We start from the raw sequence: 13,741 nt of genomic DNA, 5'->3' as shown, positions 1-13,741 counted from the left end.
GGCCCGCGACCCCCCCCGCGGCCCGGTCTTCGTCGTCATCCCCCCGGCGGCCCGCGCCCGGCCGCCCGCGGTCCGCCGGGGCGTCCTCGGGGAGGCTGCCGACGGCCATCAGGCGGGCCATCAGCGCGGAGGACGGGCCGGGGGTGCCGGTGCGGGTCAGCATGTGCTTGACGGCGCGGCCCTCGTCGGCCTCGGCGAGGCACTGGGGGCAGGTCGCCAGGTGGGCCTGGACGCGGTCGCGCGAGTCGTGGCCGAGTTCGCCGTCCAGGAAGGCGGAGAGGCGCTCGCCCAGGTGGTGCTCCTCGGCGGCGGGCGCGGTGGGGCGGACGGGAAGCGCGTGCAGCGCCGTGTCCGCGGGCAGTGCCACCGCGGGCAGCACGGGCTCACCGGGTTCGTCGCCTCCGCGACGCCCCGGCAGGGCCCAGCCCCGTCGGGTCAGGGACCGGTCGGACGCATCCGAACGATCCGAACCGGACCGGCTGGTTCCGCTCACGATCGCCTCCGTCCGCGCCCACCGGGCGCGACCGCGGCCTCGACCACGCCGACGCCGACCGGCACCGGCTCCTCCGAGCCGCCGCGGCGCTCACGGCCGGGGGCCGAGCCGGGGGCGCGGTGCTTGAGCGCGGCGCGCAGGTGCGAGCGGCCGCGGTGGATGCGGCTGCGGACGGTGCCGAGCTTGACGCCCAGCGTGGCGGCGATCTCCTCGTAGGACAGGCCCTCGATGTCGCAGAGCACCACGGCGGCCCGGAACTCCGGCGCGAGGGTGTCCAGCGCCTGCTGGACGTCGGCGTCGAAGTGGGTGTCGCTGAAGTGCTGGGCCGGGCTGGGCTCGCGGGAGGCGAGCCGCTCCGCCGCGTCCTCGCCGAGCGCGTCGAAGCGGATGCGCTGGCGGCGGCGGACCATGTCCAGGAAGAGGTTGGTGGTGATCCGGTGCAGCCAGCCCTCGAACGTGCCGGGGGTGTAGGTCGACAGCGAACGGAACACCCGGACGAAGACCTCCTGGGTGAGGTCCTCGGCGTCGTGCTGGTTGCCCGTCAGACGGTAGGCGAGCCGGTAGACGCGGGCGCTGTGCGCCTCGACGATCTCCTCCCAGGTGGGCGGAGTCCAGGTCTGCGCGTCGGGACCTTCGGTGAAGGTCGCGAGGGCGGGGGCCTCGGTGGCACCGGCGGTCGGCGTGGCGGCCGCGGGCTGGTCCAGGTCGGAGTGCGCAGGCTGGTTCATCACGGGCTTCGGCGTACGGGCCGACGCGGTGCCGCGGGAGTGCCGCCGCACAGGGACGTCGCCCTCGGCCACACCTCCTCGGTCGGCTCTTCTGCCCAGCAGGGCCACCACCATATCCACCTCACCCGTCAAGCCCGGATAAAAGTGCCCGGGAGGCCTTCCGCACCCGGTCCGTCCTGACAACGGCCCGCCGCCGTACGCGGTTCCCGGTCGGCCAGTAATCTGTGCCAGGAAATATCGACATCCCTCGGCACCGGGCTGCCGCCCGGCGCTCCGAAAGAGGCAGCCATCAGCGAATTCGGGCCCGCACGTGCGGCCCTCGCCGACACCTTCGTGAGCGAGGACGCGGTGCTGACCTACGCCCGGGCCCAGTCCGCGCGGACCGGGATAAAGGCGATCGGGCCGAGCGGCGGGGCGTGCCTGCGGCTGCTGGCCGCCGCGCTGGACGCCAAGGCGGTCGCCGAGATCGGCACCGGCACCGGGGTATCAGGGGTCTACCTGCTGCGCGGGATGCGGCCGGACGGCGTGCTCACCACGGTGGACTCCGAACCGGTGCGCCAGCAGCTGGCGCGCGAGGCGTACCAGGCGGCCGGGTTCGCGGCCAACCGCTCCCGGTTCATACCGGGCCGGGCCCTGGAGGTGCTGCCCCGGCTCGCCGACGGCCAGTACGACCTGGTGTTCTGCGACGGCGACCCGGTCGAGTCCTGCGAGTACCTGCTGGAGGCGCTGCGGCTGCTGCGGCCGGGCGGGATGGTCTGCTTCGAGGGGGTCTTCCAGGAGGGCAGGCTGGCCGAACCGGAGCTCCAGGACCCGCAGACCGGCGCCGTCCGGGACCTGGTCCGGGACGTGCGGGAGAGCGAGGCCCTGCTGCCGGCACTGCTGCCGGTGTCGGACGGGCTGCTCTGCGCCATCAAGCGCTGAGCCCGGCGCCATCGAGCGCCGAGCCCGGCGCCCCGCGAGGACCGGGCCCGGAAAACGTGCGGACCCGGGCCGACATGACGTCGTACCCGGGCCCGGCAGCACATCTCCAGGAGATGGCGAGCACCTGCTGCGGTCAGCCGCAGGCCTTCTTCAGGGCCTCGCCGAGGGCGTCGGCCTCGTCAGGCGTGAGCTCCACCACAAGGCGTCCGCCGCCTTCGAGCGGAACGCGCATGATGATGCCCCGCCCCTCTTTGGTGACTTCGAGCGGGCCGTCACCCGTCCGCGGCTTCATGGCCGCCATGCTCGTTCCCCTTCCTGCAACCGCTCAGCTACGCACCGGCAGTCCGTCCACCGCCGGTATCGAACGCATTGATCGGAAGCCATTATCCCGCATGCCACGGGCTGATGACCAACATCACTCTCGGTGCAACCACGGCCGGACCGCCCCCAACCGCCGCAAACCGCGTCATAAGCCCCGGCGTGGCGGCGGCACGGACAGCACCGGAAGGTGCGATACCTCACACTCCCCAGGCCCCCGTGTGCTCCGGCATCCTGACACACACGACCGACACCGCCACGACCCCGGGAGCCCTCACCCATGTCCGATTCCGTGCTGTACGAGCTGGACGGCGGCCTGGCCGTCCTCACCATCAACCGCCCGGAGGCGATGAACGCGCTCGACGTCGCCACCAAGATCGCGCTGCGCGACGCCGTGACCGCCGCGGCCGCGGACCCGGCGGTGCGGGCCGTCCTGCTGACCGGGGCGGGCGAGCGGGCCTTCTGCGTCGGCCAGGACCTGAACGAGCACCTGACCCTGCTGAAGCGGGCCGAGGAGACCGGCGAGGGCGCGCTGCGCACCGTCGCCGAGCACTACAACCCGCTGGTGCGGGCGCTGGCCGGAATGCGCAAGCCGACCGTCGCCGCGGTCGGCGGGGTGGCGGCCGGAGCCGGCGCCTCGCTCGCCTTCGCCTGCGACTTCCGCTTCCTGTCCGACCGGGCCGGCTTCAACACCGCCTTCGCCGGGATCGGGCTGACCGCCGACTCGGGCGCCTCCTGGACGCTGCCCCGGCTGGTCGGGCACGCCAGGGCCACCGAGCTGCTGATGCTCCCCCGGACGGTCAAGGCCGCCGAGGCGATGGAGCTGGGCCTGGCCACCAAGGTGGTGCCGGCCGAGGAACTCGCCGCCACCGCCCGGGCCTTCGCCCGCGAGCTGGCCGAGGGCCCGACCGTCGCCTACGGCGCCATCAAGGAGTCGCTGGCGTACGGCGCCTCCCACTCGCTGGACGAACTCCTCGACAAGGAGGACGAGTTGCAGACGCTGGCGGGCGAGAGCGAGGACCACCGGATCGCGGTGCGCGCCTTCATCGCCAAGGAGAAGCCGAAGTACCTGGGCCGCTGAGGCGTGCGGGGGCCGACCACCGGGTCCCGCGCCGGCGGTCAGCCCTTGGCGCCGGTGCGGACGTGGCAGTCCGCCAGGTGGTCGTCGACCAGCCCGCAGGCCTGCATCAGGGCGTAGGCGGTGGTCGGGCCGACGAAGCGGAAGCCCTCCTTCTTCAGCGCCTTCGCCAGCGCCGTCGACTCCGGCGTGACGGCCGGCACCTCGCTCAGCGTGCGGGGGGCCGGCCGGTCCGGCTCGGCGGCGAACCGCCAGATCAGTGCGTCCAGGCCGCCCTCCAGATCGCGGGCGACCCGCGCGTTGGCGATCGCCGCCTCGATCTTGGCCCGGTTGCGGATGATGCCGGCGTCGGCGAGCAGGCGCTCCTTGTCCGCCTCGCCGAACTCGGCGACCTCGGCGATCTCGAAGCCCGCGAACGCGGCCCGGAAGCCCTCGCGGCGGCGCAGGATGGTCAGCCAGGACAGGCCGGACTGGAAGGCCTCCAGGCAGACCCGCTCGAACAGCGCGTCGTCGCCGTGCACCGGGCGGCCCCACTCGGTGTCGTGGTAGACCCGGTAGTCGTCGGTGGAATCGCCCCAGGCGCAGCGGCGCAGCCCGTCCGCACCGAGCACCGCGCCCTCGACCTCACCACTCATGCGCACCCGTTCACTTGTCGGCCCCCGGCTTCGCGTCCTCGGGGGCCTGCTCCCCGGCCTGCTCCCCGGCCGGCTGCTTGGCGAGCACCACGACCGGCTCGACCACCTGGGCGAACTCCTCCAGGCCGGGCAGCGGTTCGGCCGCCGGGTCGGGGGCGGTGGTCGCCTCGACCGCGCCGCGCAGGCGGGCGGCGGCCTCCAGCTCGGCGATCCGCGCGTCGCGGTAGGCGAGTTCGGCGCCGAGGCGGTCCAGGACGTCGTCCACCTCGTCCATCCGGTAGCCGCGCAGCGCCATCGGCAGGCGCAGCTCGTCCACGTCCGCCTTGCCCAGCGGGCGGTCCTGCGGCAGTCGCGCGGAGATGCGGTCCGGTACCGCCTCCGGCATCGACCCGCCCCCACCCAGCGCCACCAGGGCGGCACCACCGACCACCACGGCCATGGCGACCACGATCACCCAGAACACGAGCTGTCCTCCCGAACTCCCGGCCGGTCCGCTATGTGGTGGCAGGTAACCACACTGATCATGACAGCATGGTCCCTTAGTGAGGCCGGGGGCCATCATCGCACCCGCAGGAGCTGTGGAGGAGACATCGGTGGCACTGCGCCTGGGACCGCGGGAATTCGGTGACGACGAGCTGGTGATCATGGCGATCGTCAACCGGACGCCGGACTCGTTCTTCGACAAGGGCGCGACCTTCGCCGACCAGGCCGCCTTCGCCGCCGCGGACCGGGCGATGGCCGAGGGCGCGGCGATCCTGGACATCGGCGGGGTGAAGGCCGGGCCGGGCGACGAGGTCACGGTCGAGGAGGAGCTGCGGCGCACCGTGCCCTTCGTGGCCGAGCTGCGCAAGCGCCACCCCGAGGCGGTCATCAGCGTGGACACCTGGCGGCACGAGGTCGGCGAGGCGGTCTGCGAGGTGGGCGCGGACCTGCTGAACGACGCCTGGGGCGGGGTGGACCCGAAGCTCGCCGAGGTGGCCGCCCGGTACGACGCCGGGCTGGTCTGCACCCACGCCGGCGGCGCCGAACCCCGCACCCGGCCGCACCGGGTCGGGTACGAGGACGTGATGGCGGACATCCTGCGGGTGACCGTGGGACTGGCCGAGCGCGCGGTGGAGCTCGGCGTGCGGCGGGACGCGGTGGTCATCGACCCGGGGCACGACTTCGGCAAGAACACCCGGCACTCGCTGGAGGCCACCCGGCGGCTGCCGGAGATGACCGCGACCGGCTTCCCGGTGCTGGTCTCGCTCTCCAACAAGGACTTCGTCGGCGAGACCCTGGACAAGCCGGTGAACGAGCGGCTGCTCGGCACCCTGGCCACCACCGCGGTCTCGGCCTGGCTGGGCGCGCGGATCTACCGGGTGCACCAGGTCGCGGAGACCCGCCAGGTGCTGGACATGGTCGCCTCGATCCGGGGCACCCGCGCCCCGGCGGTCGCCCGCCGGGGGCTGGCCTAGACCCCGGCCGGGCCGGGGCCTGCCCGCTGGTCCGGCCGACGGGGCCGGGCGGCGGGGCTAGATCTCGCCGGCGGGCCGGCGGGCGTCGGCGAGGATCTTCATGACCTCGTCGATCTCGTCGGTGATGTGGAACAGCTCCAGGTCGTGCGGGGCCGCCTTGCCCTGCGCGACCAGGGTGTTCTTCAGCCACTCGTAGAGGCCGCCCCAGTAGGCGCTGCCGTAGAGGATCACCGGGAAGCGGGTGACCTTCTTCGTCTGCACCAGGGTGAGCGCCTCGAACAGCTCGTCCAGCGTGCCGAGGCCGCCGGGCAGGACCACGAAGCCCTGGGCGTACTTCACGAACATCGTCTTGCGGACGAAGAAGTAGCGGAAGTTCAGACCGAGGTCGACGAACTCGTTGAGGCCCTGCTCGAAGGGCAGCTCGATGCCGAGCCCGACGCTGAGGCCGCCGGCCTCGGAGGCGCCGCGGTTGGCGGCCTCCATCGCGCCCGGGCCGCCGCCGGTGATCACCGCGTAGCCGGCCTCGACGAGGGCCCGGCCGATCTCCACGCCCGCCTGGTACTCGGGCGAGTCGACCGGGGTCCGGGCGGAGCCGAAGACGCTGATCGCGGGCGGGAGTTCGGCGAGGGCGCCGAAGCCCTCGACGAACTCGGAGGTGATCCGCAGGACCCGCCACGGGTCGGTGTGCAGCCAGTCGGTGGGGCCGGTGGTGTCCAGCAGGCGCTGGTCCGTGGTGCTCGTGCCGACCTGGTCCCGGCGCACCAGCACCGGGCCCTTCTGCTTCTCGGGCCAGGCCTTCTTCTTCCGCGGCACCCCGACCTGCTCGGGACCGTGACCGTAGTGCTTCTCGTCTCCTGTGCCTGTCATGACGAAACCCTACGCCGATCTTCCCCCGTTTTCAGGCAACGGGGGAAGGTCGGTTGAGCAACCGGAAGGTGGCGTTCGGCCGCTGATCGTACGAGCTGAGCCGCGCGCGGCTCAGCTGGTCAGCCAGGCGCGCAGCCGCTCCTCGACCTCGGCGATGGCGCTCAGCGAGCAGTGCTCCTCGCGCTTGTGCGCCAGGTTCGGGTCCCCGGGGCCGTAGTTGACGGCCGGGACGCCGAGCGCGCTGAAGCGGGCGACGTCGGTCCAGCCGAACTTGGCCCGGGCCTGGCCGCCGGTGGCCGCCAGGAAGGCCTGGGCGGCCGGCTGGGCGAGTCCGGGCAGGGCGCCCGCGGCGAAGTCGGTGACGGTGAGCTCGAAGCCGTCGAAGACCTCGCGCACGTGCTTCTCCGCGTCGGCCTCGCTGCGGTCCGGCGCGTAGCGGAAGTTGACCGTGACGACGCACTCGTCCGGGATCACGTTGCCGGCCACGCCGCCGTCGATCCGCACCGCGTTCAGGCCCTCGCGGTACTCCAGGCCGTCGATCTCCACCCGGCGCGGCCGGTAGTCCGCGAGCCGGGTGAGCACCTCGGCGGCGTGGTGGATGGCGTTGTCGCCGAGCCAGCTGCGGGCCGCGTGGGCGCGCACGCCGGTGAGCCGCACCTGCGCCCGCAGGGTGCCCTGGCAGCCGCCCTCGACCATGCCGCCGCTGGGCTCCATCAGCACCGCGAAGTCGCCCGTCAGCCACTGCGGGTGGTCCTTGGCGAGGTGGCCCAGGCCGTTGCGGTGGGCCTCCACCTCCTCGCAGTCGTAGAAGACGAAGGTGAGGTCGCGGTTGGGCTCGGCGAGCGTGGCGGCCAGGCGCAGCTGGACGGCCACGCCGGACTTCATGTCCGAGGTGCCGCAGCCGTAGAGCAGGTCGCCCTCGACGTACGAGGGGAGGTTGTCGGCGATCGGCACGGTGTCCAGGTGGCCGGCCAGGACGACGCGCTCGGCCCGGCCCAGGTTCGTCCGGGCGACCACGTTGTTGCCGTGGCGGTCCACGGTGAGGTGCGGGTAGCCGCGCAGCGCGGCCTCCACGGCGTCGGCGAGCGCCTGCTCGTCGCCGCTCACCGAGGGGAAGTCGACGAGGCGGGCGGTCAGCGCGCCGCCGTCGAGAGTGAGGTCCAGGGGCGTCGGGTTCGGGCTGCTCATAGGCGCCAGCCTAGTCCGCGGCCCGGTGCGGGCCGGTGCGGCCGCCCGGTGACACGGACCGGCCCCCGCCGCCTCCGGCGCCGGTGCCCGGACGGCGAGTGGGCGGGCAAGGGCAACCGGGAGGCGCCGCACATCCGTCCGAGTGGGTACGGTGTCGGATCAAGGAGCAGGCGCGAGAGGGGCGACGGTGGCCAGGAGAAGGAGCAGCGAGGAGCTGGGCGACGAAGAGGAGCCCACTCGCCGCCGCGGGCCGCTGCGCGCCCTGCTGATGGTGATCGTCGGGCTGCTCGGCCTGGCCCTGGTCGCCGGTCTGGCCGTGGTCGGGATCTGGTGGTTCGGCTTCAAGCCGGGCGCGTCCGAGGAGTGCACGGTGAAGACCGCGGCGGGCAACGGCACGCTGGAGCTGCCGCAGGCCGCCAACGCCGCGACGATCGCCGCGGTGGCGCGCTCGCGCGGGCTGCCGGACCGGGCCACCACGATCTCACTGGCGACGGCCATGCAGGAGTCCAAGCTGCGCAACCTGGCGGGCGGCGACCGGGACTCGATCGGCCTCTTCCAGCAGCGGCCGTCGATGGGCTGGGGCACCCCGGCGCAGATCTCGGACCCGGTGTACGCGACCAACAAGTTCCTGGACGGCCTGGTCAAGGTCCCCGGCTACACCCGGATGCCGCTGACCGACGCCGCGCAGACGGTGCAGAAGAGCGGCTACCCGCAGGCCTACGCCAAGCACGAGACCAAGGCGACCCTGCTCACCTCGGCGCTGGCCGGCCGGGAGCCCGCCTCGTTCTCCTGCGTGGTGCACGACTACGCCAAGCCGGACCCGGAGGACTCCGCGTCCGCCTCCCCGGGCGCGACCCCGGGCGCCACCGCGACCCCGGTCGCGGCGCCGGACCGGGCCCAGGTGCTGTCCGACCGGGTGCGCCGGGAGTTCGGCCGCACGGTGACGCCGGCGACCGGCTACACCTCGACCATCAAGGGCGCCGAGAACGCCGTCTCGCTGACCCCGGACCCGGCCACCGCCGCGCTGACCTCCTCCTCGGACGCGGGGGCGGACGGCGGCGTGGTCGCCGAGCGGGCGAGCGGCTGGGAGGTCGCCCACTGGGCGGTCGCCCAGGCCCAGCAGCTGGGCATCGCGACGGTCGCCTACGACGGGAGGATCTGGCGCAAGTCCAAGTCCGAGGACGGCTGGCAGAGCCAGACCTCGGGCACCTCGACCAAGCTCGTCCAGGTCACTCTGGCCCCGGCCGACAAGGGCTGACGCACTGGTGTTCGGGTTGCCGCCGGTCGGGTGATTCCGGTCAACCCCGGTGGACCGACCCCCCGTTCCGGCGAACCGGGATGGAGAACCGTCACTGCCCTTGGCCGGGCCCGGTTCGGCGACGTCCGACCGGGCCCGGCGGGCACCCCTGTCACGGTCGTACGATCCGATGATCGGCCAGGAAGCTTCCTTGCACGGGCCGAAACCTTCTGGCTTCTCAAGCGGTAACAACGTCGTCCGCCCGATCGGCCACACCCGGCCCCCGGGGCGGACGGGACGGACCCAGACCCCTTCGAGGAGCCCCATGTCTCACCCCCTCACGCGCCGGATCGCCCAGGCCGCGCTCGTCGTGGCCGCCGGAGCGACCCCGCTGCTCGCCGCCGGCTCCGCGTCCGCCCTGGGCGGAGACGCCCTGCTGCCCAAGAGCGACCTCGCGGCACCGCTGGGCCAGCTGACCAACACCGACACCGGTTCCACCCTCCAGCACACCACCCACCAGCTCGGCCAGGCCGCCGGCACCACCGGTGCGGCCACCGTCGCCGCGGGCGTACCGGCCTCCGCCGACGCCGCCGGCAACATCGTCGCCCAGCAGCTGCCCGAGGCCAACGAGAAGGCCGGCTCGCTGACCGCCCCGGTCGACGAGACCGCCGCGACGGCCGGCCGGCTCTCCTCGGTCACCCCGAAGGTCACCTCGGCCCTGGCCGGCAAGCTCGGCGAGGCCGTCACCGGCAGGAGCACGGCCACCCGCAGCGCCACCGCCGGCACCGGCCCGCTCGACGGGCTCACGTCGGGCCCGGTCACCCAGACCCTGCCGGCCGCCGGGACCCTCACCGGCGCCGTCCCCGGCGGCACCGCCGTCGCCGACGCCCTGCCCGTCGGCGCGGTGCAGCGCGCGCTGCCGCTCGGCTCCGTCGAGCAGACCCTGCCGGCCGACCTGCCCGCCACCGACGTGCTCGGCCTGGCCGAGCACGGGTCGGCCAACCGCCTCGGCGGTGCCGACCTCGGCTCGAACAGCCCGCTGTCCGGCCTGACCGGGGCGCTCGGCCCGCTCGGCGGCCTGCTGGGCAGCCTCAACGGCGGCGGCCTCAACGGCCTGCCGCTGTAACCCCCGCCTCCGCGGAGAACCCCGAAGGGGGCCGGTGTCCGTGACACCGGCCCCCTTCGCCGTACGGTCGTCCGGGTGCGGTCAGCGCGCCGCGCCCAGCCGCTCCACGGCCGCGGCGACCCGCTCGTCGGTCGCCGTGAACGCGACCCGCACGAAGCGGTCGCCGGCCGGCCCGTAGAAGTCGCCGGGCGCCACCAGGATGCCCAGCCCGGCCAGTTCGGCCACCGTCTCCCAGCACGGGCGGTCCTGGGTCGCCCACAGGTAGAGGCTCGCCTCGGAGTGCTCGATCCGGAAGCCGTACGCCTCCAGCGCCGCCCGCAGGGCCGAGCGCCGGGCCGCGTACCGCTCGCGCTGCTCGGCCACGTGCGCGTCGTCCGCGAGCGCGGCGACCGTCGCCGCCTGGACCGGCGCCGGCACGATCATGCCGCCGTGCTTGCGCACCTCCAGCAGCTCCTTGACCACCACCGGGTCGCCCGCCACGAAGGAGGCGCGGTAGCCGGCCAGGTTGGAGCGCTTGGAGAGCGAGTGCACGGCCAGCAGGCCCTCGTGGCCGTCGCCGCAGACGTCCGGGTGCAGGACCGAGACCGGGTCGGCCTCCCAGCCCAGCTCCAGGTAGCACTCGTCGCTGACCAGCAGTGCCCGGTGCTCCCGGGCCCACTCGACGGCGCGGCGCAGCTCGTCCGCGCCCAGCACCCGGCCGGTCGGGTTGGACGGCGAGTTCACCCAGAGCAGGCGCACCCGGGAGCCGTCCAGCTCGTCCACCGAGTCGTACTCGACCGGCTCGGCGCCGCACAGCCGGGCGCCCACCTCGTAGGTCGGGTAGGCCAGGCGCGGGTAGGCGACCTGGTCGCCGGGGCCGAGGCCGAGCTGGGTCGGCAGCCAGGCCACCAGCTCCTTGGAGCCGACGGTCGGCAGCACGGCCTGCGGGCCGATCCGCGCGCCGAGCCGGCGGTGCAGCCAGCCGGCGATCGCCTCGCGCAGCTCCGGCGGACCCCAGACGGTCGGGTAGCCGGGGGTGTCGGTGTGCGCGGCCAGCGCCTTCTGGACGACCTCGGGGACCGGGTCCACCGGGGTGCCGACGGAGAAGTCGCAGAGCCCGCCCGGGTGGGCCAGGGCGGTCGCCTTGTACGGTTCCAGCTTGTCCCAGGGGAAGACCGGGAGCTTGTCCGAAACGCGACGCGCCGCCCCCGGGTGGCCCGGGAACGGCGCGCGCGTGCTGTTGGTGCTCACAGCTGTTCTGCCACCGATCGTCAGTGGTCGGCGTTCTGCGGCGGCAGAGCGGCGATGAACGGGTGGTCACGCTCGATCAGGCCGAGCTTCGAGGCGCCACCGGGCGAACCCAGATCGTCGAAGAACTCGACGTTCGCCTTGTAGTAGTCCTTCCACTCCTCCGGAGTGTCGTCCTCGTAGAAGATCGCCTCGACCGGGCAGACCGGCTCGCACGCGCCACAGTCGACACACTCATCCGGGTGGATGTAGAGCGATCGCTCGCCCTCGTAGATGCAGTCAACCGGGCACTCTTCGATGCACGCCTTGTCCTTCACGTCGACACAAGGCTGCGCGATGACGTAGGTCACGCTGTCGTTCCTCCTCGGAAGGGCCTGGTGGCCCGTTCTGTTCTGCTGCCGTGCGCGGTGAGCGCGGCGTCGTCGATGCCCGCCCCTAGTATCGCGGGTCGGAGACCGCAAATGCACAGGAGGTGGCCAGATGGCGACGGTCAACCCGGTCGGCGACCGTCCGGAGGTCCGGATAGATCGCTCTGACGTGGGACGACGCGTGTCGGTCCGACGCCTCGCGGAGTTCGTGGACGACCGGCCGGTGTTCCGGGATTCGATCGGCGTGCTCACATCGTGGGACGATCATGGGCTGACGATCGCCCCGCGTTCCGGCGATCCGGTGCAGTTGCCGGAGAAGCTGCTGGTCGCGGGCAAGGTCGTGCCGCCGTTTCCGGTTCGGCGGGCCCCGTTGCCGGTCACCGCGCCGGTCGAGCTGCAGCGGATCGCGGGCCGCGGCTGGCCGGCCGTCGAGCAGGAGCCGCTCGGCGAGTGGACGCTGCGCGCCGCCGCCGGGTTCACCCGGCGGGCCAACTCCGTCCAGGCGCTCGGGGACCCGGGGCTGCCGCTGCCTCAGGCGCTGGCGGCCGTCCGCGCCTGGTACGCGGCGCGCGGGCTGCCCGCGTACGTCGAGGTGATCTCCCCCGGCTCGCCGACCGAGCTGGTCGCCGAGCTCGACCGGCTCGGTGCCGGGTACGCGCCCACCCTGGTCCGCACCGCCCCGCTGGCCGTGCTCGCCCGGGTCGGCACCGGGCACGAGAGGGTCCGGCTGGCGCGGACCGCGGACGACCGGTGGCTGTCGGTGTACCGGCGGGTGAGCGGCGACCCGGCCGTCGAGGAGGCCGCCCGGCAGGTGCTGCACGGCGGACCCTCCGTCTGGTTCGCCACCGTGCCGGGCGCCCCCGGGCAGCCCCCACTGGCGATCGGACGCTGCGTCATCGAAGGGGACTGGGCCTGCTTCGGCGCGATCGAGGTCCAGCCGTACGCCCGGCGGGCCGGGCTGGCGACGGCGGTCATGGCGGTGCTCGCCTCGCGCGCGGCCGAGGAGGGGGCGAGCGGCGGGTACCTCCAGGTCGAGGCGGAGAACGCGGGGGCCATCGCGCTCTATGACGGACTCGGCTTCACGACCAGTCACACTTACCACTACGCCCTTCTTCCCCAGGGGTAGCCGCCAGTCCGTACCGTCCGACCGATCACCCGACCGATCGCCCGACCGTCCGTCCGCCGCCTTGTCCGTCCGCCGTACGAAAGCCGTCGCCGTCACCGTGACCGAGCAGAGCAGAGACCGCTTCCGGACCGCCGCCCGCGCCGAGCAGCCCGACCCGGTGCTGCTGTGCCTGCTCGCCGCCGCCGAGCACGGCATGGTGCCCGACCCCGGCGACCCCGGCGAACCGCCCGGCGTGGACGCACTGCTCGCCGCCTGCGAGGCCGCGCTGGAGCGGCACGCGGCAGCCGTCCGGCAGGCCGTCGCCGAGCGGGCCCCCACCGGGCCGGAGGAGACGGCCGCCCTGCTCGCCGCGGTGCTCGGCGGACGGGAGCGCTTCCACGGACGGCAGTCGGACTACCGGCGCCTGGAGTCCTCGCTGCTGCCCGAGGTGCTGCGGCGGCGGCGCGGACTGCCGATCACGCTCTCCCTGGTGTGGACGGCGGTCGGGCGGCGGGCCGGGCTGACCGTCCACGGCATCGCGCTGCCCGGCCACTTCATCGTCGCGGTGGGCGGCCCGGCGGGCGGCGAGGACTACGTCCTGGCCGACCCGTTCCACGGCGGGCGGCTGCTCGACCCGGAGGACGTCGAACGGCTGGTCGCCGCCGCCGGGCAGGAGTTCACCCCCGCCATGCTCACCCCGGCCCAGCCGCTGGAGATCGTGCTGCGGGTGCTCGGCAACATCCGGGTCTGGGCCGCCGACCGCCCCGAGCACGCCCGCACCCAGCTGTGGGCCACCGAACTCTCCCTGCTGCTGCCCCGGCACCCGGCCCAGCTGCGCCTGGAACGGGCCGAACTCCTCGTCCGCACCGGGGACTTCCTCGGCGGATCGGCGGAGATGGACGCCTACGCGCAGATCCTGGACACCTTCGACCCGGACACCGCCGCCAAGGTCCGCCAGGAGGCCCGGGCGGCCCGGCACCGGCTCAACTGACC

Annotated in this window: 16 protein-coding genes; 7 read left to right on the top strand and 9 right to left on the bottom strand. The window is 74.0% G+C overall.

The annotated features are described in order from the left end of the window. Both ACFVVA_RS32045 and sigE read right to left on the bottom strand, forming a co-directional pair. Positions 1–367: zf-HC2 domain-containing protein (locus tag ACFVVA_RS32045; protein WP_387694248.1), on the bottom strand; the 367-nt coding region annotated here is incomplete at its 3' end. A 122-nt stretch (positions 368–489) separates the two neighbouring features. After that, positions 490–1,221, bottom strand: a complete 732-nt coding sequence (gene sigE, locus ACFVVA_RS32040) for an RNA polymerase sigma factor SigE (RefSeq protein ID WP_387694254.1) — start codon at positions 1,219–1,221, stop codon at positions 490–492. A 258-nt stretch (positions 1,222–1,479) separates the two neighbouring features. On the opposite strand from sigE, the gene ACFVVA_RS32035 reads away from it, so the two are divergent. Further along, entirely contained in the window at positions 1,480–2,142 is a 663-nt protein-coding gene (locus tag ACFVVA_RS32035) for a class I SAM-dependent methyltransferase (RefSeq protein WP_359903646.1), read from the top strand. Positions 2,143–2,275: 133 nt separating this feature from the next. Here the strand turns inward: ACFVVA_RS32035 and ACFVVA_RS32030 are convergent, their stop codons facing one another. Next, entirely contained in the window at positions 2,276–2,443 is a 168-nt protein-coding gene (locus ACFVVA_RS32030) for a DUF3117 domain-containing protein (protein WP_014137929.1), read from the bottom strand. Positions 2,444–2,740: 297 nt separating this feature from the next. On the opposite strand from ACFVVA_RS32030, the gene ACFVVA_RS32025 reads away from it, so the two are divergent. After that, positions 2,741–3,541 (top strand): enoyl-CoA hydratase-related protein, encoded by an 801-nt coding sequence (locus tag ACFVVA_RS32025; RefSeq protein ID WP_359903545.1) that lies wholly within the window; start codon positions 2,741–2,743, stop codon positions 3,539–3,541. Positions 3,542–3,579: 38 nt separating this feature from the next. Here ACFVVA_RS32025 and ACFVVA_RS32020 read toward each other — a convergent pair whose 3' ends face one another. Both ACFVVA_RS32020 and ACFVVA_RS32015 read right to left on the bottom strand, forming a co-directional pair. Next, the gene (locus ACFVVA_RS32020) at positions 3,580–4,173 is read right to left on the bottom strand and encodes a DNA-3-methyladenine glycosylase I (RefSeq protein ID WP_359903548.1); all 594 of its coding nucleotides are present in this window, start codon (positions 4,171–4,173) and stop codon (positions 3,580–3,582) included. 10 nt (positions 4,174–4,183) lie between these two features. Beyond that, on the bottom strand, positions 4,184–4,636 hold the full coding sequence (locus tag ACFVVA_RS32015; RefSeq protein ID WP_387694247.1) for a DivIVA domain-containing protein: 453 nt from the start codon (positions 4,634–4,636) through the stop codon (positions 4,184–4,186). A 181-nt stretch (positions 4,637–4,817) separates the two neighbouring features. Here ACFVVA_RS32015 and folP point away from each other — a divergent pair, with 181 nt between their 5' ends. After that, positions 4,818–5,630, top strand: coding sequence for a dihydropteroate synthase (gene folP, locus ACFVVA_RS32010; protein WP_387694253.1), 813 nt, complete (start codon positions 4,818–4,820; stop codon positions 5,628–5,630). Positions 5,631–5,687: 57 nt separating this feature from the next. Here the strand turns inward: folP and ACFVVA_RS32005 are convergent, their stop codons facing one another. Continuing rightward, complete coding sequence (locus ACFVVA_RS32005) at positions 5,688–6,497, bottom strand: TIGR00730 family Rossman fold protein (RefSeq protein WP_359903553.1); 810 nt, start codon at positions 6,495–6,497, stop codon at positions 5,688–5,690. Between the two features lie 111 nt (positions 6,498–6,608). After that, complete coding sequence (dapE, locus tag ACFVVA_RS32000) at positions 6,609–7,685, bottom strand: succinyl-diaminopimelate desuccinylase (protein WP_387694246.1); 1,077 nt, start codon at positions 7,683–7,685, stop codon at positions 6,609–6,611. A gap of 187 nt (positions 7,686–7,872) precedes the next feature. On the opposite strand from dapE, the gene ACFVVA_RS31995 reads away from it, so the two are divergent. Next, complete coding sequence (locus tag ACFVVA_RS31995) at positions 7,873–8,943, top strand: hypothetical protein (protein ID WP_387694245.1); 1,071 nt, start codon at positions 7,873–7,875, stop codon at positions 8,941–8,943. Between the two features lie 304 nt (positions 8,944–9,247). After that, positions 9,248–10,048 (top strand): hypothetical protein, encoded by an 801-nt coding sequence (locus ACFVVA_RS31990; RefSeq protein ID WP_387694244.1) that lies wholly within the window; start codon positions 9,248–9,250, stop codon positions 10,046–10,048. Between the two features lie 81 nt (positions 10,049–10,129). Here ACFVVA_RS31990 and dapC read toward each other — a convergent pair whose 3' ends face one another. Together dapC and fdxA are read right to left on the bottom strand one after the other, a co-directional pair. Next, entirely contained in the window at positions 10,130–11,278 is a 1,149-nt protein-coding gene (dapC, locus tag ACFVVA_RS31985; protein ID WP_387694243.1) for a succinyldiaminopimelate transaminase, read from the bottom strand. A gap of 20 nt (positions 11,279–11,298) precedes the next feature. Further along, on the bottom strand, positions 11,299–11,625 hold the full coding sequence (gene fdxA, locus ACFVVA_RS31980) for a ferredoxin (RefSeq protein ID WP_030061559.1): 327 nt from the start codon (positions 11,623–11,625) through the stop codon (positions 11,299–11,301). Between the two features lie 199 nt (positions 11,626–11,824). On the opposite strand from fdxA, the gene ACFVVA_RS31975 reads away from it, so the two are divergent. After that, positions 11,825–12,769 (top strand): GNAT family N-acetyltransferase, encoded by a 945-nt coding sequence (locus tag ACFVVA_RS31975; RefSeq protein ID WP_387694242.1) that lies wholly within the window; start codon positions 11,825–11,827, stop codon positions 12,767–12,769. A 97-nt stretch (positions 12,770–12,866) separates the two neighbouring features. Beyond that, positions 12,867–13,739 carry a transglutaminase family protein gene (locus tag ACFVVA_RS31970; RefSeq protein ID WP_387694241.1) on the top strand — a complete coding sequence of 291 codons (873 nt, stop codon included), beginning with the start codon at positions 12,867–12,869 and terminating at the stop codon, positions 13,737–13,739. The last annotated feature ends 2 nt before the right edge of the window (positions 13,740–13,741 follow it).

Source organism: Kitasatospora sp. NPDC058048 (assembly GCF_042885555.1).
GTDB lineage: Bacteria > Actinomycetota > Actinomycetes > Streptomycetales > Streptomycetaceae > Kitasatospora > Kitasatospora lactacystinica.
This window is presented reverse-complemented; position numbering and strand designations above follow the sequence as displayed.